The following is a 23,324-nucleotide window of genomic DNA, read 5'->3' on the forward strand; positions in this document are numbered from 1 at the left end:
TCTCTTGGCGGGTGACGCGGAGGGGGGAGGCGAGTGGGGGGCGCGGTTACTTGAGGGCGCCGGAGGCGAGTCCGGTACGCCAGAACCGCTGGAGGAGGATGAAGAGGATGATCACGGGCACGATCGAGACCAGTGAGCCGGTGATCACGGATTCCTGCAGGAGCGGGGCGCGGGCGGTCTGGCCGTTCCACTCGTAGAGGCCGAGCGTGATCGGGAAGAGCGACTCCTTCTGCAGCATCACCATCGGCAGGAAGAAGTTGTTCCAGATCGCGACGAACTGGAACAGGAAGATGGTCACCAGCGAGGGCGCCATCAGCCTGATCGCCACCGAGAAGAAGGTGCGGAACTCACCGGCGCCGTCCAGCCGCGCCGATTCGAGGATCTCCTCGGGTACGGAGGCGGAGGCGAAGATGCGGGCGAGGTAGACGCCGAACGGGCTGACGATGCTGGGCAGGAACACCGCGAGGTAGGTGTTGACGATCCCGGTCGCGGAGAACAGCAGGAAGAGCGGGAGCGCGAGCGCGGTGGTGGGTACGAGGACGCCGCCGAGGATGACGGAGAACAGGAACTCGCGGCCCCGGAACGTGAACTTGGCGAGCGCGTAGCCGCACAGCGCGGAGATCAGGGTTCCGACGGCGGCGCCCAGCACCGCGTAGATCACGCTGTTCAGGGCCCACTGCACGAAGATGCCGTCGCTGCGGCTGAACAGGGTGCCCAGGTTGTTGAACAGGTCGAAGTGCGAGAACGCGAGTCCGTTGGTGGAGGCGAGGTCGCGCTGCGGCTTCGTCGCCGCGACGATCAGGAAGTAGACCGGCAGCAGGAAGTAGATCGCCAGGAGGAACATCAGCGCCATGACGGCGGTCCGGCTGGCGCGGCTTTCGCGGATCATGTTCTGGTTGCTCACAGTCCGGCCTTCTTCGAGGTCAGTCGCATGAAACCGAAGCTCAGGACGAAGGTGATGACGGCGATGACCACGGAGATCGCTGCTGCCTGCTGGTAGTTGTTTCCGGAGGCCACCGCATACGCGAGCATGTTCGGTGTGTACGTGCTGGAGATGTTCGAGGAGATCTGCCGCAGGACGGCCGGCTCGGCGTAGAGCTGAAGGGTGCCGATGATCGAGAACACCGTGGTGAGGATGATCGACGGGGCGATGATCGGGACCTTGATCTGCCACGCGATCGCCCAGTTGCTCGCGCCGTCGAGCTTGGCGGCTTCGTACAGCTCCTGCGGGATCGACTGCAGTGCCGAGAACATGATCAGCATGTTGTAGCCGGTCCAGAGCCACGTGGAGACGTTCGCCGCCGACCACAGCACGGCGCCGGGACCGAGGAAGTCGGGGTGGAGACCGACGCTCTTCAGCCCGTCGACCAGGGGGCTGATCTGCGGCGAGTACAGATAGGACCACATGATCGCCGCGATGACACCGGGCACGGCGTACGGCATGAACGCCGTGATGCGGAAGAACGACTTGAGCTTCAGCAACGGGGTGTCGAGCAGCAGCGCCATGATCAGCGCGACGAACAGCATGACCGGGACCTGCACGATGCCGAACAGGCCGATGCGTCCGATGCTGGACCAGAACTCGTCGTTCTGGAACACCTTCGTGTACTGCTCGAAGCCGCCGAAGGTCGTGTACGACGTGCCGTACTGGCCTCCGGTGCGGCGCACGACAAGGAAGCTCTGCCAGATCGCGTAGCCGACGGGGACCAGGTAGAAGAGCACGAACGGGAGGAAGAACGGGGTCAGGAACGCGGCGATGGTGCGGCCCCGGGGGCCGCCGCCGCGGTGACGGCGGCGGCCCCCCGTAGACGCCACCACGCGGGTCGCGCGAGGTGCGATGTCAGTCATTCCCTGGTCACTTGCCCGCGGTCGCCGGGATCGCCTGGTCCTTCATCGACTTCAGCGCCGTCGCCTGGGCGGCCGAGAGCGCGTCGCCGAGCGTGCCGCTGCCCGCCGCCGCCTTGGCCATCGCGTCCTGGAGCGACAGGTTCACCGTCTTCTGGGTGGGGCCCCAGGAGAAGTCGGTGTCGATGTTCTTGGACGAGTCGGCGAAGACGTCGAAGATCTTCTCGTTGTTGTAGTAAGGGACACCCTGCGAGAGCGCGGGAAGCTTCGAACCGGCGGTGGCCGCCGGGTAGAGGCCGCCCAGCTTGTTCTCGAGTGCGAGGGCCTCCGGGTCGGTGTTCAGCCAGGAGTTGAACTTGACCGACTCGTACAGGTGCTTGTTGCCCTTCATGAACGCGACGGTGGAACCGCCCCAGTCACCGGAGGCGGCGTTCGCACCCCAGGTCGGCATCGGGACGATGGACCACTTGCCGGCCTGGTCGGGCAGGTTGTCGCGGAACATGCTGTAGCCCCAGGCGGCGCCGACGTAGCTGGCGATCTGGTTCTTCTGGTACGCCGTGTACATCTGGGTCGAACCGTGGGCGAGGTCGGTGCGCACGAGCTTGGCGTCGATCAGCTTCTGCCAGTAGTCGGCGACCTGCTTGCTCTGGTCGGACGCGACCGAGACGTGCCACTTGTCACCGGCGTACTTGTACATCTGGGCGCTGTTCTGCCAGAGCAGTCCGTTGAACGCCTCGGCGTTGTTCGGATCGAAGAAGGTGATGCTGAGTCCGGGGTCCGCCTTGTGCAGCTTCTGCGCGTCCGCCGCGTAGTCGTCCCAGGTCTTGGGGATGTCCAGACCGTGCTTCTTGAAGATGTCGCTGCGCACGTAGAGCGCCATCGGGCCGGTGTCCTGCGGGAACGCGAACACGCCGGTGCCGCCGAAGCTGGACTGGGACCAGGTCCAGGGCACGAACTGCGACTTGGCCGCCGTGGCCGCCGAGCAGGCCGAGGCGTCCACGAAGGCGTTCTGGGTGCGCAGGAAGGGAAGTTCGTCGTAGCCGACCTGGGCGAGCTCCGGCGCCTTGCCCGCCTTGAGGGCGTTGCCGATGGTGCCGTACTGGTCGTTGGAGATGTTCTTCATCTGAACCTGGATGTCCGGGTTCTTCTTGTTCCACAGGGCGACGACCTTGTCCATGCCCGGAACGGTGTTCCAGTACTGGAGGGTGACCTTGCCCTTCGCGGGCTCGCAGGAGGCCGCGGATGCATCACTCGACGGAGCGGGCGAGGAGCACCCGGCGAGTACGGCGACACCGGCTGCCGCAGCGACGACGGCGAGGCGGTTGCGCGTGACTGTGTTGCTCATATCTTCCGTTCCAGAGAACGACTAGCGACGGCGCTAGGCGGGTCGACGTTGACACCTCAGGCGTGAAGCCTTCTGGTTGGAATGGTGGGACATCACGGTGTCGACGCTGAACGCCGGGCGCCGTGGTGGGACTCAGCAACCTTGCAACGCGCCCCGTGAGCGTTCCCGTGAACGTTCACGGGAGCGCTCACGGGAACGCGGTGAAGTGTTCGGAAGTGTGCGCTCCGGCGTGTTCGAGTGTCAAGACTTTCGAGTCGCGCACGAGTCCGGCAGGTTAAGCGGAACCGCCGAGTCGCAGCTCGGCGCGGACGACGAGCTCGTCCTCCGCCAGCGGGTCCGCTCCGGTCAGCAGCCGTGCGACCTGCTCGATGGCGAGCGCGCCGAGCTTGCGCGTGTCCAGGGCGACGCTGGCGAGCGGGGGTTCGACGAGCGCGCCCAGTTGCAGGCCGTCGAAGCCGATCACGGCCAGATCCTGCGGGACGCTCCTGCCGAGCCGGCGCGCCTCGCGCAGGACGCCGATCGCGATGATGTCGTTGAAGGTGAACACGGCGGTGACGTCGGGATGGGCGTAGAGCAGGGCCCTGAGCGCCGCTCCACCGCCGTCGGCCGACTGGTCCGCGCCCACGACCACGTCAGCGTCGATCCCGTGCGATACCGCGGCGGTCGTGAACCACTCGCGCCGGATGCTGGGGTCGACGCGACCGTGGTGGTCGAGCATGCCGATCCGTGTGTGACCCGCCGCGACCAGATGCGCGACCGCGGCGTGGACGCCCTCCTCGCCGTCGATCCGGATCGAACTGAAGCGCGCGGTGTGATGCTCACGGCCGATGAGCACCACCGGCATGCCACGGGTGAACAACTGGAGTTCGTCCTCGGGGCAGCTGAAGTATCCGACGACCGCGTCCACTTGCGAGCTGATCACCTGGAGTGTGCCGCGTTCCTCCTCGGCCCTGTCCGCCGTGTCGTACACGACCACGTGCCAGCCGCGTGCCCGGGCCGCCTCCAGGGCGGCCGCCGCGACCTCGGTGAAGAAGGGGTTGAGCAGGTCGGGTATGACCAGCCCGATGGTGGTGGTGTCCTGCCGGACCAGACCACGGGCGAACCGGCTCGGCCGGTATCCGAGCGCGCGGGCGGCGTCGAGGACGCGCTGTTTGGTGGAACCGTCGATCTCGTCCTTGTCGTTCAGTGCCCTCGACACGGTCTGCCGGGACACCCCGGCGGACCGGGCGACGTCATGGATCGTGACTTTCCGGGGCTCCCCCGACACCGACGACGAGACCATCGCCCACCTCCTGCTGCCAGCGGACGCCGATGCGCCCGCAGGGCCCCGAGTATGCCTGTGCCCGGCGCGAACGCGCGACGTCAGGTCTCCTCGCGGCCGTACGGCGTCGGCGGCGCGGTGGGCTTCCCGGCGTCACCGGGAAGCCGCCGTCCGGTTCGGCGCAGGGAAACCCCGGCCCTTTCCGACGGCCCGCGCGTTCCGGCGTCCGCGGGGGCTCGACGCGGGGAGGTCCGCGCGGTCCCTCCCGAGCCCGTGCCTGGTCAGGGCGCGCCCGACGGGTTCAGGGGTTCGTAGCAGTCGTAGTTGCGCCGGGCGACGATCAGGCCGTCGCGGAACTCGAGGAACGTCGCGATGTGGGCGCGCATGACGTGACCCGCGGGCAGGTCTCCGAGGGGCGCGGCGAAGGCTCCCGTCCGCAGGACCTCCAACGCCACCTGGTCCTGTGAGGCGATCGCGCGGCCTCCACCGGCCGCCTTGCGGTCGTGACCGACCGTGACCGACCGGCCGACTCCGGCAGAGGGGGTGGGTCGGGACGCGTGTCCGACGGCACCCCCTCCTGGACGGCCGCTCCTGTACGACCGGCCGCCTGAACCCCGGCCGGTGTCCCGCTCGCCCGTCCGGCGGATGTCTCAGCCGGTGAAGGCTTCGACCAGGGTCCAGACGGCGAGTCCGGCCATGCACACGGCGCCGACGCGCTGGACGTTCTTCAGGGGGACGCGCTGGGCGATGAAACGGCCCACCAGCAGGGCCAGCGCGGAGACCGACATCAGGGCGAGGGCCGAGCCGATGGCGGTGGGCAGCCAGCCGTTGGTGGCGGCCAGGTTGGCCGTGGTGATCTGGGTGAGGTCTCCCCATTCACTGATGAAGACGGCCATGAAGGCGGTGGTGTAGACGGGCCAGAAGCCGGTCACGGTCTTCGCGCTGCCGTCCTCGTCGTCATCGTCTCCCCCACGCAGCAGGACGAACGCGCCGAACGCGAACAGGGCGGCGGAGACGAGCTTGACGGCCATGCCCGGAAGCATGCCGAGCAGACTGCCGGCGCCGACGGCGATGGCGACATGCACGATGAAGGCGGTGGAGGTGCCGAACCACACGTACAGGGGCCGCATCCTGGTGCCCATGGCCAGTGAGGCGAACATGGTCTTGTCAGGGAGCTCTGCGAGGAAGATCAGCCCGAAGGCGGTGATGAGCGCCAGGGGGTCGAAGGTCATTCCCTTGCTTTCTGCTGGGGGCCGGGCCGACGGCTCGTACGGCACCCACGGGGCGACGGGAGGAACCACTCGGCCCGGCACGACGGAGCGGCCCACATGGATGCGGGCCTGGTCATGCCTGGCCGAAGGTCTCGTCCGCCCCGCACTGAGTGCGGTGGCCCGGTGGCCGGGGCTCCCTAGGGTTCCCAGTGTGTCGACCAGCGGTTCTCGGGACTACTCCCCTTCGCTGCTCTTCAGCCTAACAGGCGCTCCCCACCGCCCGTCCCGGCCGCGAGGGAGCCTGGCCACGCGGCAGACACGGGTGGGCGTGGCCGGGCGCGGGTGGGCGTGGCCGGGCTCCTGTCGGCTCGGGCGAAGACCGCATCGCGGTCAGGGAGTGTCGCCCGACCAGTCCCAGCGGGTACCGTCGCCGGGGCGCGGGTCGTATATCGCGCGCCCGCCGGCACCGAACCGCCCCAGCTCCGTCTCGAGCGCGACGCCGGTGCCGGTCTCCTCCGGTGTCCAGCCGGTGATGTCGAGCAGCAGCCCGTCCAGCGGACCGCCGACCAGCTGGCCGTAGACGTGGCCCGGCCGAGGGCCCCGCCGGGGATCGTCGTGGTCCACGCCGTAGACCCGGCCGCGCAGCAACTCCTCGTCCCTGTCCATACGCCCCAGGATTCCAGGCACCACTGACAACGGGGGCTCGCCCGAGGTACTCGGCGGGCCCCGGTCACAGCAGTCGCCTGATGTCTCCGCGGACGCGGTAGAAGCCGCCCGCCGCCGTGTGCAGGGCGTCCACGACGTAGCGCGCCCCGGGCTCCCGTATGGTCCGCGGGAACTGCACGTTCCAGGACGTGTCGTAGCCCTCGGACACCACGTGCACGCGCAGGCGGCCGCTCGTACTCACGCACTCGACGACGATCGCCCCGGGCGGGGCATGGGTGACGGTGGTCACCGCGTCCACGGCGGTGGCCGGTGCGTAAGCCGGCAGGGCCGCGGCGAGCTTGACGTCCCGTGCCACCGGCACCGTCCCCTGCTGGGCCGCGGCGACCGCGGACTCGCTCGCGTCCACGCACACCAACGAGCCGTCCGTGGTCACGAGATACAGCCGCTCGTCGCGGTATTGCATCGACAGCGCCGAGCCACCGCCCGTGCCGAGCTTCCACAGTCGTGTCCCGTCCCGGTCGAAGCAGTAGACGGACGACGCCGCGTCACCGGCGAAGACGAAACGTCCGCTCGGCGAGGTGGCGCACGAGTAGACCGCGCTGTCGCAGGTGTAGGTGGCCTCGATCGTGCCGGTCGCCTTCGACAGCCGCTGGACCGCACGGTGCGCGGTGCCCGCGTACACGGCGTCGTCCTCCTGCCAGCCGAACAGAAGGCGACGCGTGTGCGCAGGCTGCTCCGCCGCACGGCTGTGCCCGGCCGGAGGTGTCGAAGCGGGCGGAGGCCGGGCCGGATGTGTCGAAGCGGGCGGAGGACGGGCCGGAGCCGGGCTCGCGGCTGGTCGGCCGGGCCGGGTGGCTGCTGGTCGTGTGCGGGTTCGTTCTGCTGCCCTGGCTGTACGTGCTGGCGACTGGGCTGCCGGACACCGCGACCGCTGCGCACTGGCCGGTCGCGTGGGTGGGCCTCGACGCGCTCGAGGCGGTCGGCCTGATCGCCACCGGCGTCCTCGCTGCCCGCGGCGACCGGCGGCATCCCTTGGCGGCCACCGCGGTCGCCACCCTGCTCGTGATCGACGCCTGGTTCGACACCACGACGGCGGCCGCGGGGAGCGATCTCGCCACGGCCGCAGCGATGGCGCTCTGCGCCGAGCTGCCGCTGGCCGCGCTGTGCGCGTGGCTGGCGGTCCGGGCGCCGGGGCAGCGGGCGTAGGACCCGGCCCCGCTGCTTCGTCGAGGCCGGTCCTCCCCGCAATATGGTGGAGGCCGTCGTCGGGACACCGGTCCTGGACCGGTCTACCGAAGGCCGACCCGCGCGGGTGGAGCTTCCCGGTCACGACGCCGGATCGACCTCGTTCACGTGGTGGTGTCCCGCCTGCCTCGCGACGCCCGGCACGCTCCCCCACTGCCTCGAGGGCGTGGGAGGTGCCCCCACTCGCCGCACCGGGCCAAAACCCGGGTACGTCCCGTACGCGGGCTTCCGCCCGGCACACCGAGAGCACGCACCGGACGCCGCGAAGCCCGCCCTGCGGGCGGACGACGGGACTCTCGCAACACGCCCTAGCCCAGGTTCCGGGGAGCCTCCGCTGACCGGGCGGTGGGGGACGGCACGTCCACGCCCTGGGCCGAGTCCGGTCCGGCCGCCTTCGGTTCTTCGCCGCCGGACGAGGTGATCACTACGGAGCCAGGGCTGCCCCGGTCCATGAACCCGCCGGTGAAGGCCAGGCCGAGGCCCGCCAGCGCGAGAGCCGCACCGACCAGATTGGGCGAGGCCCAGCCCCAGCCCGCCGAGATGGCCAGGCCGCCGAGCCAGGCGCCGCCCGCGTTGGCCAGGTTGAAGGCGGAGTGGTTGGAGGCCGCGGCCATGGTGGGAGCGTCCTTCGCCTTGGCCATGAGCAGCATCTGGACGGGTGTGGTGATGAGGGATCCCACCGCGCCGATGAAGGTGATCGTGACCAGGGCCGGCACGGTGCTGTGGACGGTGAAGTAGAACGCCACCAGTGCCGCGGCGAGCAGGGTGAGCCCCGCGTACAGCGTCGGACGCAGGGCGCGGTCCGTGAGGGGGCCCGCGACCAGCGTGCCCAGCGTCATACCGACGCCGTAGAGCGCGAGGACCAGGGTGGTCGAGGAGTCGGAGATGCCCGTCAGGTTCGTCAACATGGGAACCAGATAGCTGTAGACGGCGAAGAATCCGCCGAATCCGACCACCGCCGTGGCCAGACCGATCGCCACCTGCCTGTTCCCCATAGCCCGTAGCTCGTGCCCGATGCCCGCTTGCCGGCCGCGCGGCTGATGAGGCACGAACAGGGCCAGCGAAGCGAGCGCGATGAGGCCGATGACGGCGACGGCGGCGTAGGCCCACCGCCAGCCCAGCTGCTGCCCGAGGATCGTTCCGGCCGGGACGCCGACGATGTTCGCGACGGTGAGACCCAGGAACATTTTCGAAACCGCGCGCGCGGCCCGATCGGGCGCGACCAGCCGTGAGGCCACGACGGCGCCCACGCCGAACAGTGCGCCGTGCGGCAGACCCGCCAGAAAACGCGCGGCGAACAACAGGCCGAAGCCGGGTGCGAGAGCGGACGCGAGATTGCCGATCACGAACAGCCCGGACAGAAGCAGCAGCAGCCGCTTGTGGGGGACGCGCGCACCGATGCCCGTCAGTACGGGCGCGCCCACGACGACACCGAGCGCGTAGGCCGACACGAGGTTGCCGGCGTGCGGTACCGACACACCGACACCGTCGGCGATCTGGGGCAGCAGCCCCATGGTGGCGAACTCGGTCGTACCGATACCGAACGCGACGACAGCCAGGGCCAGCAGGGCAAGTGGCATGGCGCAGAAGAACCCTTCGAAGACAGCGATCCAGGAACCGGGGAGCAGCAGGAAGGGCCTGGATCGTGTCCAGCTCCCGTCACCTGGCGGGCACCATTGCCCGGCATCCCCTCGGAACAGGGCAGGGCCCTCAACGCGGCAACAGTGTCGGGGACCCGCGCATTCCGGGATCGAGCGGGCCACATCATGACCTACGTCACTCCACCTCGCGGCCTTCTGCGCCGGTGCCGGAGGGGCGGGCCCCGCCCCTCCCCCTCACCTGTGAACTCACCGACCGGGAATGGGGCCTGCGTCAGGCGAACAGGCGGCTGTGGTGGGAGACGCGTCGGGCCGTGGCCAGCAGGGCGCGGATCCTGGGGCCGGCCTGGTCGATGTCGCCGACAGGCGTGGCGAACGGCAGCCGGACATCGCGGTGTGCGGTGGGGTACTCCAGGCGCAGAGTCACGCCGTAGCGGTCGACGGCCAGGGGAACCGCACGGATCATGCCTCTCACCGGCCGCGGCCGCACGAGGCGTACCAGGAGCGGGACGAGTTCCTCGTGGCTGTCCACGAGGTGCGTCAGCATGCTCGCCTCGCTCGTGGCCATCGGGTCCGGGCCGACCGCCTGGAGTTCGTCCAGTGTGACGAACCGACGGCCCTCACCGTCCTCGATGACCGCCTGCCCGAACTCCATACAGGCACTTCGGGGTGACCCGCTTCCGTACGGGGCCGCGAGCAGCCCGTTGAGGGTGACGCGGGCACGCAACCGGTCGCGTACGGCCGTGGGTGCGATGTCGGTGAACTCGAGCCGGACCGGAACGCGCGGACCGGCCCCGGCCGGGGCGCTTTCCGCCGGAGTGTGAAGGTGGACGCGGCCCGTCGCACCGGTGCCGTCGAGGCGGTGGACCTCGGCATGACTCCCGTCGCTCACCACGGTCATGGACTGGGCCGCGTACAGGACGGACTGCACGCGCTCGGCGGGGGTCGGCCGTGTGACGCGGGCGCTGTAGGGACGCATACGGGTTCTCCAGGGCGGGGGAAGCGGTCGGCGAGGTCGAAGCGGTCCAGCCAGCTACTTAGGTAAGCCTCACCTAATGCCAAAATGACAGGCAGGACACTCCCCCGCACGCGCTCCGTACCCGGACGGCCGCCCCGCTCACCGGGCCGACCCGACCGAGCGGGCGGGGTCGGAGGCACGCCGTCACTTTGCGGTTACTGTGCCCCGACACGACCCCGGAGGACCGCCATGCATCCCGTACTCGCCGAAGACCGCGCGCGCCTCACGGAACTGCTCCGGTCGGTGGGTGAGTTGGCGGGCCGGGAGCTGGCGGCGGTCGACGCCCGCCCCGCCGCGCGGCTCGCCCCCGCCCCGGAGCCGCAGCCGCTTCCCGCGGAGGGCACGGGCACCGAAGGCGCGCTGGCCCGTTTCGCCGAGCGGTGGTCGCCGGGCTTCTCCGGCAGCGCGGGGCCGCGCTACCTCGGTTTCGTGACCGGTGGCGCGACACCCGCCGCCCTCGTCGCCGACTGGCTCACCGGCGTGTACGACCAGAACGTCGGCAGCGGTGTCGGATCGTCCGCCGCCGCACTCGAACGGGAGACGTTGGCCTGGCTGCGCGAGCTGTTCGGGCTGAGCGAGGCCCACAGCGGGGCGTTCGTCACCGGTGCGACCATGTCGAACACGGTGGGCCTGGCCATCGGGCGCGAGTGGCTGGGGGAACAGCGGAACGTGTCCGTCGCCGACGACGGCGTGGCCGCGCTCGGCCCGGTCACGGTGCTGTCCGGTGCACCGCACTCCAGCATCGGGAAGGCCACGTCCGTCCTGGGCCTCGGCCGCGCGAGCGTACGGCGGGTCCCGCTCCTGCCCGGGAACCGTGAGGCAGTCGACGTCGCCGCTCTGGCGGACGCGCTGGAGAGGATGGACGGCCGGCCCGCCATCGTCGTCGCCAACGCCGGAACCGTCGACACGGTCGACTTCGACGACCTGCGCGCGATCGCGGCGCTCAAGGAACGGCACAGCTTCTGGCTGCATGTCGACGGCGCCTTCGGGGCCTTCGCCGCGCTGCTCCCCTCCCACTCCCACCTGACCGACGGCCTGGACGCCGCGGACTCCGTCTGCCTGGACCTCCACAAGTGGTTCAACGTCCCCTATGACAGCGCGGTGGTGTTCACCAGGCGACAGGACCTTCAGGTCCGGGTCTTCCACAACTCCTCGCCCTACCTGGGTCCGCCCTCCCTCCCCGACCCGGACTTCCTGCACCTCACTCCGGAGAACTCCCGGCGGCTGCGGGCCCTGACCGCCTGGTTCTCCCTGGTCGCCTACGGCCGGGACGGGCATCGCGAGATCGTCGCCCGCAACACCGGTCTCGCCCGGCGTCTCGGCGACGCCGTCACCGGCGTCCCGCACCTGCGGCTGGTGGCGCCCGTACGCCTCAACACCGTCTGCTTCACCCTCGCCGACGATCCGACACCCGACCGTCTCCAGGCCGCCGCCCGTGCCATCGCCGCCACGGGTGAAGTCTTCGTCACCCCGACCGTCTACGGTCACGTGCCCGCCCTGCGCGCGGCGTTCAGCAACTGGCGCACGACACAGCCGGACATGGAACGCGCCCTCATGGCGATCACCGACGCGACGGCACCGGTCTCGTAGCCGGCGTTCCTGAGGACCGGCGAGGATCCTCACGGCCACCCCTCACCCGGCGGTTCCTCCCGCGCGCGACGGTCGAGCGTGCCCGGTGTCGCGGCACGGGGCGCGCGTCACCGGCGGGTGCCTGCCGCCGACCACCCCGGACGCTCCCCGCCCCGATCTGCTCGTGACACTCGCCGCAGGCGGTACCAGGTGCGGCGGACCCTCTTCGCCTCAGCGGCCCGGCTGCCGCTCCTCGCGGTGGGCGTCCTGCGCCCGCGTCACCCGCGCCCACTCCCCGGCGGACAGGTCGAGAAGCCGCCGTACGGCCTCCGGGCCGGGCAGCGGCCCGTGGTCGCCGGTCACCCCGAGGGCGGAGACGGCCGTGATGTGGCCGAGGCGCAGGGCGCGTGTCAGGGTCTCGCCGCGGAGCAGACCGGCCAGGAATCCCGCGGCGAAGGCGTCGCCCGCGCCGACGGCTTCGACCACCGGCGTGCGCAGCGCCGGGACCACGACCACGTCTCCGTCCCGTACGGCGGCGGTGGCGCAGTCGGCGCCGTCCTTGACGACGACGATCCGCGGGTGCGGCAGCAACTCCCGTACACCGGCGGCCGTGAGGCCGGCACCCCACAGGTTCTGGGCCTCGTCCAGGCCGACGAAGACGACGTCCGCGCGGTCGGCCAGGTCCCGCAGGACGGTGGCCGCCGTGTCGTCGTGCCACAGGGCGGGGCGGTGGTTGACGTCGAAGCTGACGGCGTACGGCCGTTCGGCGGGTGCGGGGGCGAGCGCGCGGCTCACCAGGTCCCGGCAGGACGGGGACAGCGCCGGGGTGATCCCGCTGAGGTGCAGGAGGGACGCGGCGCGTACGGGCCGGGTGTCCAGCAGGGCGGGCCCGAGGGCGGAGGCGGCCGACCCGGAACGGTAGTAGTGGACGTGGGTTCCGTCCCGGTGGGGGGACTTGAGGAGCAGGCCGGTGGGTCGGTCGGGGTCGGTGCGGACGTGGGTGACGTCGACACCGGCGGCTGCGACGGCGGCCCGCACGCGTCGGCCGGGCGCGTCGTCGCCGAGGGCGGAGAGCCAGGCCACCGGTACGCCGTGGTCGGCCAGGTACATCGCGACGTTGGACTCGGCCCCTGCCACCGTCAGGCGCAGGTGCTCGGCCTCCTCCAGCGGGCCGACCGGGTCGGGTGCCAGGGCCGCCATCGTCTCCCCGACGCACACGACGGGTCCGGGGGCGGGCCGCCACGGCGCGGTCACGCGGGCCCCCCGACCGGGAACGGCGGTACGGGCGCGGTGTCGTGGAGGCGGAACGCGGGCGTCGGCGGGCCGGGCACGTCCACGCGGACGGAGAACACGGCGCCGTCCTCGGGACGCGGATCGGCGAGTCCCACCCGGGCGGAGGTGATGTGCAGGACGTCGTTCTCCAGACACACTCCGGCGGGCAGGCTCGCGGGCAGGGGCACGACGCGGTCGGGGGTGCCGTCCGCGAGGAAGCGGCGTACGGTGCCGGTCCCCCACACGGCGACCCACAGGGCGCCCTCGGCGTCGACGGTCATGCCGTCCGGGCTGCCGTCGTCCATCGCGGCGAAGACCTCGGGTGTGCCGAGGGCGCCGGTGTCCGGGTCGACCGGGTGGCGCCGGATCACTCCCCGGGCGCTGTCGGCGAGGTACATGGCCTTGCCGTCGGGTGTGAAGGCGGGCCCGTTCGGGACGGTGACGCCGTCCAGGACCCGGACCACGGTGGCGTCGTGGTCGACCCGGTACAGCGAACCGGCGTTCTCGTCGGCGTCGTAGCCCATACTGCCCGCCCAGAAGCGGCCGGAGGGATCGGCGACCGCGTCGTTCATGCGCGTACGGACCGCCGCGCCGTCCTCGGGCCGGGCCAGCCAGTTGGTCGCGCCGTCGGGCGCCAGCAGGCAGACGCCGGTGTCCGCGGCGGCGATCCAGGTGCCGGGACGCCCGGCCACCGGGGCCACCGCGCCTACGGGGAAGGGGAGTCGGGCCAGCGGCTCCAGAGGACCGGCCGGGTCCTTCGGCGCCCTGAGGAGGCGGCCGGCGAGGAGGTCGACGAGGACGACCTCCTCGCCCGTCCAGCGGATGCCCTCGCCGAGTTCCAGGCGGTCGGGGCGGGTGACGTGCGCGGGGGTGCTCATCGTCCGGACTCCTCCGCGATGGCACGGAAGGCGCGGGCCCGGTCGCGGAGCGCGGCGAGACTGCCTCCGTCGGCGGCGTCGCCGACCAGGGGTGAACCGACTCCGACCGCTGTCGCGCCGGCTGTGAGGCAGGCGTGCGCGGCGGACTCGTCGATCCCGCCGACGGGGACGAACGGCACGTCGGGGAACGGGCCGCGCAGGGCCTTGAGGTAGTCCGCTCCGCCGAAGGGTGCGGCGGGGAACAGTTTCAGGGCCTCGGCTCCGAGCGCGCCGGCGGCGATGACGTCGGTCGGGGTCAGCACCCCTGCGAGGACCGGCAGGCCCAGGTCGCGGGCCGCGCGGACGCCGTCGCCGAGTCCCGGTGTCACCACGAAGGTGGCTCCCGCACGGTGTGCGGCGTGGGCGTCGTCGGCGCTCAGCACCGTCCCGGCGCCCAGGAGCGCGTCGGGTCCGAGCGCGTGCCGGGCCCGCTCGATGACGGTGAGGGCGTCCGTTCCGCTCAGGGAGACCTCGATGAGGTCGACTCCCTCCTCGGCGAGGGCCAGCACCGTGCGCAGCGCGGCGTCCGCGTCGCCTCCGCGCACGATGGCCAGCAACCGGCGGGCGGCCAGGGCGGCTTGCAGATCCACGGTAGGGAACTCCTAGTCTCGACTGCGGTGTTCAGCGGCAGCGGCAGGCGGTGCCGAGGGTGAGGCGCCAGCGCACCTCGCCGGAGGCGGGGACGCGGGCGGCGTCGTCGGGTCCTGCCTCGGCGAGGTCGAAGACGCGGCCGAGCATGGGTTCGACGCCGGTGCTGCGGTAGGGGGCGTGCCGGGGGAAACCGCCGAGGTTGCGCCACAGGGCGACCGACACCGGCTGTTCCTCGGTGGTCAGGGCGAGGTGGAGGCGGTCGGGCCCGTCGTGGACGCAGACCTGCCGGGCGTCGACGACGGCTCCCACGGCGGTGCCGTCGTCGGGCCCGAGCCGGTCCAGCGGCACTCCGTGCGGGGCCGGCCAGGCGCCGGTGATCCACGGGGCGCCGTCCGGCCAGGGGCCGTCGACGAGCGCGGCGGCCTCCGGGAACAACCGGGTGGGCGCCCCGTGGGGCAGGTGCAGGGTGGCCGCGGCCGACAGGTCGAGCAGGGCGTGCGCGGCCCAGACGAAGCGGTAGCCCGGCTCGGCGGTGAGGACGTAGTCGGCCTCGGCTCCCCCGGCCGTGGCACGGAGCGTACGGCGGAGGGTGAAGTCCGCGTGGCGTACGGACTCGGCGGCGCCCTGCCGGGTCCAGGGCCGGGACCAGACGTCCCCGTGGTCCGGGGTGCCGCGGACGGTGGGTACGCACTCCTCCAGGCCGCCCGCGTCCACGAACGCCGAGCCGGGAAGGGCCTGTTGGCGCGCGGGGTCGGGCCGATGCCAGAGCCACTCGCGGCCGGATGCCGCGAGTGAGGTCCACCGGCCGCCGTGCAGTGGGTCGGTGACGATGTCCAGCGGCATGCTCACCACTCCGCGAAGGAGCCGTCGGGGTGCCGCCACACGGGGTTGCGCCAGGCGTGGCCGGCGCGGTCGGCGGCGCGGACGGCGGCCTCGTCGACGGTGACGCCGAGGCCCGGCGCGGTACCGCGTGGTGCGTGCCCGTCGACGAATCGGAAGGGCTCGGGGTCGACGACGTACGAGAGCAGGTCGGCGTCCTTGTTGTAGTGGATGCCCCTGCTCTGTTCCTGGATGAGGAAGTTGGGTGTGGCGAAGGCGACTTGGAGGCTGGCTGCGAGGGCGATCGGGCCGAGGGGGCAGTGCGGGGCGAGGTGTGCGCCGTAGGTCTCGGCGAGGGAGGCGATGCGGTGGACCTCGGAGATGCCCCCGGCGTGGGAGAGGTCGGGCTGGGCGACGGCGATGCCGGCGGTGAGCGGGGCGAGGAACTCGGCTCGGGAGTACAGGCGTTCGCCGGTGGCCAGCGGCACCGGGCTCGCGCCGACGAGTCCGGCCAGCAGGTGGTTCTGCTCTGGGAGGACCGGTTCCTCGACGAACAGGGGGTGCAGGGGTGCGAGTTCGTTCAGGACGCGGCGGGCGTTGGCGGCGGTGAAACGGCCGTGGAAGTCGACGGCGACGTCCCGGTCGGGTCCGAGGACGTCACGGGCCGCCGCCACGCGGGCGACGACCGCCGCGGTCTCGGCCATCGTGGCGGCCGGCCCGACGCGTCCGGCGCCGTTCATCTTCACGGCGGTGAATCCGGCCTCCACCTGCGCGCTGATCTGCTCGGTGAGTTCGGCGGGTTCGTCACCGCCCACCCAGGCGTAGACCCGGACCCGGTCGCGCACGGGGCCGCCGAGCAGGGCGTGCACGGGGGCGCCGTAGGTCTTGCCCGCGATGTCCCACAGCGCCTGGTCGAGTCCGGCGACGGCGCTGGACAGGACCGGGCCGCCCCGGTAGAAGCCGCCCTTGGTGAGGACCTGCCAGTGGTCCTGGATACGGAGCGGGTCCTGGCCCAGGAGGTATTCGGAGAGGACCTCGACGGCGGTCCGCACCAGTTCGGCGCGGCCCTCGACGACGGGTTCACCCCAGCCGGTCACGCCCTCGTCGGTCTCCACGCGGCAGAACAGCCAGCGCGGCGGTACGAGGAAGGTTTCGACGCGTGTGATCTTCACCGGCCACCGGTGCCTTTCGGGTCGTCGGGTCCGCCGATCCGGTCCAGGTCGCGTCCGGCCTGGTCGAGCAGGGCGCGCATGGCCGCCTCGGCGGCCCGCGGGTCCCGGTCGCGTACGGCGTCCAGGACGGCGCGGTGGGCGGGTACGGGGTCCTCGCTGTGCGGAGCGCTGTGCACGATGCTGTCGCGGTGGGCGAGTCCCGACTCGATCACCACCTCCATGCGTTCCAGGAGTTCGTTGTGGGTCGCGGCGAGCAGGGCGCGGTGGAAGGCGAGGTCGGACTCGACGGCGTGGGCGGCACCGGTGCCGTCCTCCCCCATCGCCGTCAGGGCGTCCTCCAGGGCGGTGAGGTCGGCGTCGGTACGGCGCTCGGCGGCCAGCCGGACCGCGGCCGGTTCGACGATGGCGCGTACTTCGGCGAGGTTGCGCAGCAGGCCGAGGTCGGCCTCGGCGGAACCGGCGCCCTGGATCTGCCAGCGCAGCACGTCGGCGTCGAGCAGGTTCCAGTCGGAGCGGGAGCGCACGAACGTGCCGCGTTTCTGCCGGGCGTCGACCATGCCCTTGGCTGCGAGGACCTTGAGGGACTCGCGCAGGGCGGTGAGGCTGACGTCCAGCTCACGCTGCAACGCCACGAGGTCGAGCGTGGCCCCCTCGGGGATCTCGCCACCGAGGATGCGGCGTGCGAGGAACTCCACGGTCTGACCGTGCACGCCGCGGCGGGCGTAGGGCGTCATGTCGTACAGCCTTTCAGTGGTCGGGGCTCGGTCATGCGGAGGCCTTCAGGACGCTCCAGCCGCCGTCGACGACCAGGTGCGACCCGGTGACGTAGGAGGCCTCGTCGGAGCCGAGGAACGCGATGGCCGCGGCCACTTCCGCGGGGGTGCCGAAGCGGCGGGCCGCCGTCTCGGCGACGCTGCGTTCCCGGTCCTCGGGCGGTACGCGGTCCCAGGCGGCCGTGAGGATCGGTCCCGGCAGGACGGCGTTGACGCGGACCTCGGGCCCGTACTCGACGGCGAGCTGGCCGCACAGGGACAGCAGGGCGCCCTTGGACGCGGCGTAGGCGGGATGTCCGGGGATGCCCTTGTGGGCGTGGACGGACGAGGTGAGGACGATCGCGCCGCCCCGGTCGCGCAGGTCGGGAAGGACTGCGCGGACCCCGAGGAAGCCCGCAGTGAGGTTGACGTCGAGCTGCCGCCGCCAGGAGGCGAGGGTGAGTTCATGGGCGGGGTGGACGTCGACGGTGTAGGCGTTGCTGACCAGGACGTCGACGGGTCCGAAGGAGTGGGCTGCGGCGACGACGCGGTGCCAGTCGTCCTCGGCGGCGACGTCCGCGGTGACGAAGCGGGCCCGGCCGCCGTCCTCGGTGATCCGTTCCGCCTCGCCACGGCCCCGGTCCTCGTCGATGTCGACGAGCACGACGGCGGCTCCCTCCTGGGCGAGGCGTGCGGCGGTGGCGGCTCCGATGCCGGAGGCGGCCCCGGTGACCACGGCCGTGCGGCCGGTGAAGCGGGCACCGCCGCCTCGTACGGGCTGGTCCATCGTGGGTTACGGCTCCTTCGGGTCGGGCACGGAATACGTGCCCATGGGGCGGGGTGGGTCGAACCTACGCCGGTCGCCGGCCCGGATGGCGCGTCAGCACGACCAGTTCGGCGTCGTGATCGGCGGTCCAGGCGAACGGCAGCCCGTAGTGCGTGAGGTGGGCGCCGCCGTAGATGGCGCCGGATGCCTCGTCGCGGTAGCGGGCGTCCGGATCGAGGCCGCGCGGGCGCAGCCGGGCGGGACGGCCCGGCACCAAGGGGGCGCCGTCCAGGCGGCCGGTGTTCAGGGCGGCGACGACGGTCCGGCCGTCCGGGCCGTCGTACTGGACTCCGCAGGTGGCGTCGTCCGGGCTGCCGAGCAGGTGGGTCTCGCCGTGGTGGATCACGTCGCGTACGTCCTTGTAGCGGGCGATCCACCCGGCGGCCTCGGCACGTTGCCGCGGGGACCAGGTGCGCAGGTCGGCGCCGATGCCGAGGACACCGCACATCGCGGTGACGAAGCGGAAGGCGAGGCTGCGCGGGCGGGGGTCGAAGACTCCGGGGGCGTCGGTGACCCAGGAGCTCATCACGTGCGGGGCGTGGGCGTGCAGGAAGCCGTACTGGATGGCGAGCCGGTCCAGGGGCGCGGTGTTGTCGCTGGGCCAGACGACGTCGGTGCGGGCGAGGGTCGTGTGGTCGATCCGGCCTCCGCCGCCCGCGCAGCCCTCGACGGTCACATGGGGGTGGGCGGTGCGCAGGTGGTCGAGGACACGCAGGTATCCGTGGACGTGGGCGGCGTCCAGGTCGAGGCGTTCGGCGGGGGTGGGGCCGGGCCGGCCGCGTTCGGTGGGCGGCCGGTTCATGTCCCACTTGAGGTAGTCGATCCGGTGCTCGCCGAGCAGTCGGTCCAGGGTGGCGAGGACGAAGTCCTGCACGTCCGCGCGGCCGAGGTCCAGGAGCAGTTGGTTGCGGACCAGGCGGGCCGGACGGCCGTCGATCCGGTAGGCCCAGTCGGGGTGTTCGGTCAGCAGCCGACTGCCGGGGCTGACGGCCTCGGGTTCGATCCACAGGCCGAAGTCCATGCCGAGCGCGCGGACGTCCTCGACGAACCGGTCGAAGCCTCCCGGGAAGGCGGCCGGATCGGGATACCAGTCGCCGAGGCCGGCCGTGTCGTCCGCGCGGCCGGTGAACCAGCCGTCGTCCACGACGAACAGTTCCACGCCCATGTCGGCCGCGGACTTGGCGAGTTCGAGCTGGCCGGCCGCCTCGACGTCGAAGCCGGTCGCCTCCCACGAGTTGTAGAGGACCTTACGGGGGCGGTGCAGCCGCTCTCCGCCGAGGTGGCGTTCGTAGCGGTGCCAGACGCGGGAGAGACCGTCGAGTCCGTCCGCGCTGAACGCGCAGGCGAGGCGGGGCGTGGTGAGTGTCGCGCCGGGGGCGAGGAGTACGGCGCCCTCGTGCGGCACGCGTCCGGCGCGGACCCGGACGGCGCCGCCGGGTTCGGCCTCCGCGGTGATGTGCCAGTTGCCGGCCCACTCCAGGGCGAGACCGTAGGCGGGCGCGTCGTCCGCGGCGAGGTCCTGGACGGCGAGCCAGGGCGCGTAGGCGTGCCCTGGCGTGCCCTGGGTGCTGCCCATGGTGAAGGTGCCCCGGGTGAGGGCGAGTTCGGTGTGCTGGAACTCCTGCGACCACTGTCCGGTGAGGTAGGTGAGCCGGGCTCCGGAGGTGACCGGCACGTTGACGGCACCGGAGTCGAAGCGCTCCAGGCGCAGCTCCTCCGCGCCGGTGCAGGTGAGTTCGGTCCAGCGGTGCAGGACGTCGGTGCCCGGCACGACGGCGTAGCACAGCGTGGTGCGCAGGCCGAGGAGGTCGTCGGTGAAGGTCAGCCGGAGAGTGCCGGCGTCCTTCTCCGCTCCGTTGAACTCCCACCAGACGCCGCGTTCCCGGCCGGGGCGGCCGGCGATCAGGTCGGCACCGGTGAAGGGCCGTTGTCCGTACGGCAGATACTCGGCGGGGGCCGCGTCGGCCGGGGTGATGAAGTGGGTACGGTGCGACCAGTCGAGGACCGAGGGCCCGTCCTCGGCCCCGTGCGGCCCCCACGCGTCCAGCTCGGCCCAGGGTCCGTCGGGCGACAGCCGTACGGTGTAACTGGTGTTCTCGGTGCGCAGGGTCCAGCGCTCGTACGACGTCACTTCACTGCTCCGAGGTTGAGTCCGGCCACGAAGTGGCGCTGGAAACGGAGGAAGACGGCCACCGTCGGCGCGGCGGCGATGACGGAGCCGGCCGCGATCACGTTCCACATGGACACGTACTGGCCCTGGAGTCCGATGAGGGCCGCGGTGATGGGCATCCGGGTGTCGGTGCGCAGGACGGTGATCGCCCAGAGCAGGTCGTTGAAGATCCAGGTGAAGGACAGCGCGCTGAGCGCGGCGAGGGCGGGCCGGGTGAGGGGGAGGATGATCCGCCAGAAGATCTGCCAGGGGCTCGCGCCGTCGACGACCGCCGCCTGCTGGATCTCCGCGGGGATGGACCGCATGAAGCCGTGCAGAACGAAGACGTAGAAGCCGACGCCGAAGCCGATCTGCACGCCGATCAGCGCGGGCAGGGTGTCGTACAGGCCCATGAGTTCGCTGAGTTTGGAGACCGGGATCAGCAGGATCTGCGGGGGCAGCAGATTGCCGCCGAGCATGAGCAGGAGCAGCGAGCGGCGGAAGGGCATCTCGTAGCGGCTGAGTCCGAACGCGGCCATCGCGGCCAGTGCGAGGGTCACCAGGACACAGGGGACCGTCACGAGCAGGCTGTTGATGAGGGCGCGCTGCTGGCCGCCGTCGACCCATGCCTGCCGGAAGTTGCCGAGGGTGAAGGACCGGGGCCAACTGCCCAGTCCGTGCGCGGCGATGTCGTCGAAGGAGCGCAGACTGGTGACCAGGACCAGGATGATCGGCAGCAGCCACAGCAGGGACAGGACCCCGGCGCCGGCGTGGAATCCGGCGGTGGACAGGCGGCGTCGGCGCAGGGCGGCGTCGGAGGTGTGCGAGGTCGTCATCAGTCCGCCTCCCGGAAGGCGCGCACGAGGTAGGAAGCGATCACTCCGAAGGCCAGCACGAAGATGACGACGGCCAGGGCGGAGCCGTAACCGAGCCGCAGGGACTGGAAGGCGGTGGAGTACATGTAGGTGCTCAGCAGTTCCGAGGAGTGGTAGGGGCCGCCGCGGGTGAGGGACCACACCACGTCGAAGGAGCGCAGCGAGTCGATGACGATGACGGACAGGACGACCGCGTTGACGCTGCGGAGCTGAGGGAGCGTCACATGACGGAATGCCTGCCAGCGTCCGGCGCCGTCGACCTTGGCCGCTTCGTACAGGGCGGGGTCGATGCCCTTGAGGCCGGCCAGGTAGAGCACCATGACGTAGCCGATCTGGCGCCACAGGGCGGGCACGATGACGGCGTACAGGGCCGTGTCCTGGTCGGCGAGCCAGGCGTGGCGCAGACTGCCGAGGCCGACGGACTGGAGGACCTGGTTGAGGACGCCGTCGGGCTGGTAGATCGCCTGCCAGACGAGGGCGGTGGCGACCAGGGAGAACACCACCGGCAGGAACAGCGCGGCGCGGTAGAAGCCCACGCCGCGGCGCTCCTGCTGGAGCAGCAGGGCGGTGCCGAGGCCGAGCAGCGCGGACAGACCGCCGAAGAGCAGCAGCCACAGCACGGTGTCGAGGGCCGCGGTGCGGAAGACGTCGTCGTGCATCATCTCCCGGAAGTTGGCGAGGCCCACGAAACGTGGTGCGGAGACCCCGTCCCAACTGGTGAGCGCCAGGTAGAAGCCCTGCAGGGCCGGCCAGAAGACCCAGACCGCCTCGGCGAGCAGCGGGACGAGGACGAACGCGAGGACCATCGGAGGGGTGCGGCGCGGGCCCCCGGCCCTTCGGCCGCGGGGCGGCGTCGGGACCGGGGTCGTCTTGCGGGCGGCCGTGGTGAGGACGGCCACGTCACGCTCCCCAGATCTTCTGGGCGTCGCGCTGCCAGTCCGTCAGGATGCTGTTGATCTCCTTCGGCTTGGCGATGAACTTGGTCAGGGCGGTGTCGGCGGTGGGCTGGAGGGCGTCGCTGGAGTCGCGGTTGAAGAACTGGGTGATCTCGGCGGCCTCGGCGACGTGCTTGCGGCCCTTGATCACCAGCGGGGTGCCGGTGTCCTTGGCGTCCGGGTGGCACGGCAGCGCGGTGCCGGAGGAGCCCTTGAGGTAGATCTCCTGGGCCTCGGCGCCGGCCAGGAAGCGCAGCAGGTCGAAGACCTGGTCGCGGTGGCCGGAGCGGGCGCTGGCGAAGTACCCGTCGGTGGGCGCCTCCTCGGCGAGCGGGACCTTGGGGTCGATGACGGGGAAGCGGAAGAAGTCGATGTCGTCCAGCGCGTCCTTCGGTGCCGCGTCGGCGAAGAACGTGCCGATCAGCATCATTCCCGAACGGCCGTTGAGCAGCGCGGTGGTGGCGTCCTGGAAGGCGACGGCGGTGCCGCTGGGGTCGAAGTACGGGAGGACCTCCTTCCAGCGGTCGAAGACCTTGTGGACCTCGGGGTCGTCGAAACGGTGCTTGCCCGCCAGGAGTTCGCGGTGGTACTGGGCACCGTTGATGCGGATGTCGAGGTAGTCGAACCAGGCGGAGGCGACCCAGGCGGTGTTGCCGCCCGCGCCGAGGCCGATCGGTGCGACGCCCTTGGACTTGAGCTTGTCGCACAGGTCGAGGAAGCCGTCCCAGTCGGTGGGCGGGCTCACGCCCCATTTCGCGAAGTTGGACTTGCGGTAGAACATGCCCCACCAGTAGTAGGTGGTCGGCACGAAGACCTTCTTGCCGCCGCTGGAGGTGCACAGCGTGTGCAGGGCCTTGGAGTAGCGCTGCAGGTCGGGCGAGGTCCACACCTCGTCGAGATCCAGCAGGAGGTTCTTGCGGGCGTAGGCGTCCGCGACCGAGCCGGGGTACCAGGTGTAGACGTCCGGCGGGTTGGCGGAGGTGAGGTACGTCGGCAGCTGGGTGCGGAACGTCTCGGCGGCGACGGTGTTGAGGTCGACGCCGCCCTTCTTCTTGTAGGCGGCGACCAGGTCCTGCATCGCGGCCTTGGCCTGCGGTGCGGAGAGGTTGGACTGCAGGGAGACCGGGCCCTTGGAGGAGGTCTTGGACGAGGACGAGGTGGAGGTCACGCAACCGCTGAGCAAAGCCGCGGTTCCGGCCGCGCCGGCTCCGGCGAGGAAGCGCCGGCGGCTGGTCTGTGAAGGGGTCATGGAAAACTC

The 23,324-nt window shown here is 71.5% G+C and carries 22 protein-coding genes and 1 pseudogene; 2 read left to right on the plus strand and 21 right to left on the minus strand.

Annotated features, from left to right (window positions below; translation table 11 throughout):
* Positions 1-46: 46 nt before the first annotated feature.
* From ACFVTC_RS20150 to ACFVTC_RS20185, 8 genes and pseudogenes are all read right to left on the minus strand, one after another.
* Complete coding sequence (locus ACFVTC_RS20150) at positions 47-889, minus strand: carbohydrate ABC transporter permease (RefSeq protein ID WP_390128887.1); 843 nt, start codon at positions 887-889, stop codon at positions 47-49.
* Between the two features lie 11 nt (positions 890-900).
* Entirely contained in the window at positions 901-1,848 is a 948-nt protein-coding gene (locus ACFVTC_RS20155; protein WP_390128754.1) for a carbohydrate ABC transporter permease, read from the minus strand.
* A gap of 7 nt (positions 1,849-1,855) precedes the next feature.
* Complete coding sequence (locus ACFVTC_RS20160; protein WP_390128757.1) at positions 1,856-3,190, minus strand: ABC transporter substrate-binding protein; 1,335 nt, start codon at positions 3,188-3,190, stop codon at positions 1,856-1,858.
* 274 nt (positions 3,191-3,464) lie between these two features.
* Positions 3,465-4,472, minus strand: coding sequence for a LacI family DNA-binding transcriptional regulator (locus ACFVTC_RS20165; RefSeq protein WP_168531458.1), 1,008 nt, complete (start codon positions 4,470-4,472; stop codon positions 3,465-3,467).
* Between the two features lie 260 nt (positions 4,473-4,732).
* A complete protein-coding gene (locus tag ACFVTC_RS20170; protein WP_390128759.1) occupies positions 4,733-4,906 on the minus strand; it encodes a hypothetical protein in 174 nt (57 codons plus the stop codon).
* A gap of 195 nt (positions 4,907-5,101) precedes the next feature.
* Positions 5,102-5,683, minus strand: coding sequence for a TMEM165/GDT1 family protein (locus tag ACFVTC_RS20175; protein WP_390128761.1), 582 nt, complete (start codon positions 5,681-5,683; stop codon positions 5,102-5,104).
* 369 nt (positions 5,684-6,052) lie between these two features.
* Positions 6,053-6,328: a hypothetical protein gene (locus ACFVTC_RS20180; RefSeq protein WP_390128762.1), complete on the minus strand. Its 276-nt coding sequence runs from the start codon at positions 6,326-6,328 to the stop codon at positions 6,053-6,055.
* A 64-nt stretch (positions 6,329-6,392) separates the two neighbouring features.
* A pseudogene (locus ACFVTC_RS20185) lies at positions 6,393-7,040 on the minus strand (PQQ-binding-like beta-propeller repeat protein); the annotation flags it as partial.
* Positions 7,041-7,120: 80 nt separating this feature from the next.
* Between ACFVTC_RS20185 and ACFVTC_RS20190 the strand changes: the two are divergent.
* A complete protein-coding gene (locus ACFVTC_RS20190; protein WP_390128764.1) occupies positions 7,121-7,534 on the plus strand; it encodes a hypothetical protein in 414 nt (137 codons plus the stop codon).
* 347 nt (positions 7,535-7,881) lie between these two features.
* On the opposite strand, the gene ACFVTC_RS20195 is transcribed toward ACFVTC_RS20190, so the two are convergent.
* Both ACFVTC_RS20195 and ACFVTC_RS20200 read right to left on the minus strand, forming a co-directional pair.
* Entirely contained in the window at positions 7,882-9,153 is a 1,272-nt protein-coding gene (locus ACFVTC_RS20195) for an MFS transporter (RefSeq protein WP_390128767.1), read from the minus strand.
* Positions 9,154-9,445: 292 nt separating this feature from the next.
* Positions 9,446-10,150, minus strand: coding sequence for a DUF2470 domain-containing protein (locus ACFVTC_RS20200; protein ID WP_390128768.1), 705 nt, complete (start codon positions 10,148-10,150; stop codon positions 9,446-9,448).
* Between the two features lie 228 nt (positions 10,151-10,378).
* On the opposite strand from ACFVTC_RS20200, the gene ACFVTC_RS20205 reads away from it, so the two are divergent.
* Positions 10,379-11,779 carry a pyridoxal phosphate-dependent decarboxylase family protein gene (locus tag ACFVTC_RS20205; protein WP_390128769.1) on the plus strand — a complete coding sequence of 467 codons (1,401 nt, stop codon included), beginning with the start codon at positions 10,379-10,381 and terminating at the stop codon, positions 11,777-11,779.
* 210 nt (positions 11,780-11,989) lie between these two features.
* On the opposite strand, the gene ACFVTC_RS20210 is transcribed toward ACFVTC_RS20205, so the two are convergent.
* The 11 genes from ACFVTC_RS20210 to ACFVTC_RS20260 form a co-directional block, all read right to left on the minus strand.
* Positions 11,990-13,012 (minus strand): sugar kinase, encoded by a 1,023-nt coding sequence (locus ACFVTC_RS20210; protein WP_390128771.1) that lies wholly within the window; start codon positions 13,010-13,012, stop codon positions 11,990-11,992.
* Positions 13,009-13,908, minus strand: a complete 900-nt coding sequence (locus ACFVTC_RS20215) for an SMP-30/gluconolactonase/LRE family protein (RefSeq protein WP_390128773.1) — start codon at positions 13,906-13,908, stop codon at positions 13,009-13,011. Before ACFVTC_RS20215 ends, ACFVTC_RS20210 begins: the two co-directional genes overlap by 4 nt.
* Positions 13,905-14,537, minus strand: coding sequence for a bifunctional 4-hydroxy-2-oxoglutarate aldolase/2-dehydro-3-deoxy-phosphogluconate aldolase (locus tag ACFVTC_RS20220; RefSeq protein ID WP_390128774.1), 633 nt, complete (start codon positions 14,535-14,537; stop codon positions 13,905-13,907). The genes ACFVTC_RS20215 and ACFVTC_RS20220 overlap by 4 nt, the downstream gene beginning before the upstream one ends.
* A 31-nt stretch (positions 14,538-14,568) precedes the next feature.
* Positions 14,569-15,381, minus strand: coding sequence for a hypothetical protein (locus ACFVTC_RS20225; RefSeq protein ID WP_390128777.1), 813 nt, complete (start codon positions 15,379-15,381; stop codon positions 14,569-14,571).
* Between the two features lie 2 nt (positions 15,382-15,383).
* Positions 15,384-16,529 carry a galactonate dehydratase gene (dgoD, locus tag ACFVTC_RS20230; protein WP_390128779.1) on the minus strand — a complete coding sequence of 382 codons (1,146 nt, stop codon included), beginning with the start codon at positions 16,527-16,529 and terminating at the stop codon, positions 15,384-15,386.
* Positions 16,526-17,263, minus strand: coding sequence for a FadR/GntR family transcriptional regulator (locus ACFVTC_RS20235; protein ID WP_390128781.1), 738 nt, complete (start codon positions 17,261-17,263; stop codon positions 16,526-16,528). Before ACFVTC_RS20235 ends, dgoD begins: the two co-directional genes overlap by 4 nt.
* 31 nt (positions 17,264-17,294) lie before the next feature.
* A complete protein-coding gene (locus ACFVTC_RS20240) occupies positions 17,295-18,068 on the minus strand; it encodes an SDR family NAD(P)-dependent oxidoreductase (RefSeq protein ID WP_390128783.1) in 774 nt (257 codons plus the stop codon).
* A gap of 64 nt (positions 18,069-18,132) precedes the next feature.
* A complete protein-coding gene (locus ACFVTC_RS20245) occupies positions 18,133-20,238 on the minus strand; it encodes an alpha-galactosidase (protein ID WP_390128786.1) in 2,106 nt (701 codons plus the stop codon).
* Positions 20,235-21,092, minus strand: coding sequence for a carbohydrate ABC transporter permease (locus ACFVTC_RS20250; protein WP_390128788.1), 858 nt, complete (start codon positions 21,090-21,092; stop codon positions 20,235-20,237). Before ACFVTC_RS20250 ends, ACFVTC_RS20245 begins: the two co-directional genes overlap by 4 nt.
* A complete protein-coding gene (locus tag ACFVTC_RS20255) occupies positions 21,092-22,030 on the minus strand; it encodes a carbohydrate ABC transporter permease (protein ID WP_390128790.1) in 939 nt (312 codons plus the stop codon). The genes ACFVTC_RS20250 and ACFVTC_RS20255 overlap by 1 nt, the downstream gene beginning before the upstream one ends.
* Position 22,031: 1 nt before the next feature.
* The gene (locus ACFVTC_RS20260; RefSeq protein ID WP_390128792.1) at positions 22,032-23,315 is read right to left on the minus strand and encodes an ABC transporter substrate-binding protein; all 1,284 of its coding nucleotides are present in this window, start codon (positions 23,313-23,315) and stop codon (positions 22,032-22,034) included.
* Between the last annotated feature and the right edge of the window lie 9 nt (positions 23,316-23,324).

It is taken from the genome of Streptomyces sp. NPDC057950 (assembly GCF_042887295.1).
Classification (GTDB): Bacteria; Actinomycetota; Actinomycetes; order Streptomycetales; family Streptomycetaceae; genus Streptomyces; species Streptomyces kaempferi.

Coding starts and splice junctions, on each gene's coding strand:
- ACFVTC_RS20150 (WP_390128887.1), bottom strand. CDS start 889: ATGATCCGCGAAAGCCGCGCCAGCCGGACCGCCGTCATGGCGCTGATG.
- ACFVTC_RS20155 (WP_390128754.1), bottom strand. CDS start 1,848: ATGACTGACATCGCACCTCGCGCGACCCGCGTGGTGGCGTCTACGGGG.
- ACFVTC_RS20160 (WP_390128757.1), bottom strand. CDS start 3,190: ATGAGCAACACAGTCACGCGCAACCGCCTCGCCGTCGTCGCTGCGGCA.
- ACFVTC_RS20165 (WP_168531458.1), bottom strand. CDS start 4,472: ATGGTCTCGTCGTCGGTGTCGGGGGAGCCCCGGAAAGTCACGATCCAT.
- ACFVTC_RS20175 (WP_390128761.1), bottom strand. CDS start 5,683: ATGACCTTCGACCCCCTGGCGCTCATCACCGCCTTCGGGCTGATCTTC.
- ACFVTC_RS20180 (WP_390128762.1), bottom strand. CDS start 6,328: ATGGACAGGGACGAGGAGTTGCTGCGCGGCCGGGTCTACGGCGTGGAC.
- ACFVTC_RS20195 (WP_390128767.1), bottom strand. CDS start 9,153: ATGCCACTTGCCCTGCTGGCCCTGGCTGTCGTCGCGTTCGGTATCGGT.
- ACFVTC_RS20200 (WP_390128768.1), bottom strand. CDS start 10,150: ATGCGTCCCTACAGCGCCCGCGTCACACGGCCGACCCCCGCCGAGCGC.
- ACFVTC_RS20205 (WP_390128769.1), top strand. CDS start 10,379: ATGCATCCCGTACTCGCCGAAGACCGCGCGCGCCTCACGGAACTGCTC.
- ACFVTC_RS20215 (WP_390128773.1), bottom strand. CDS start 13,908: ATGAGCACCCCCGCGCACGTCACCCGCCCCGACCGCCTGGAACTCGGC.
- ACFVTC_RS20225 (WP_390128777.1), bottom strand. CDS start 15,381: ATGCCGCTGGACATCGTCACCGACCCACTGCACGGCGGCCGGTGGACC.
- ACFVTC_RS20235 (WP_390128781.1), bottom strand. CDS start 17,263: ATGACGCCCTACGCCCGCCGCGGCGTGCACGGTCAGACCGTGGAGTTC.
- ACFVTC_RS20240 (WP_390128783.1), bottom strand. CDS start 18,068: ATGGACCAGCCCGTACGAGGCGGCGGTGCCCGCTTCACCGGCCGCACG.
- ACFVTC_RS20250 (WP_390128788.1), bottom strand. CDS start 21,092: ATGACGACCTCGCACACCTCCGACGCCGCCCTGCGCCGACGCCGCCTG.
- ACFVTC_RS20260 (WP_390128792.1), bottom strand. CDS start 23,315: ATGACCCCTTCACAGACCAGCCGCCGGCGCTTCCTCGCCGGAGCCGGC.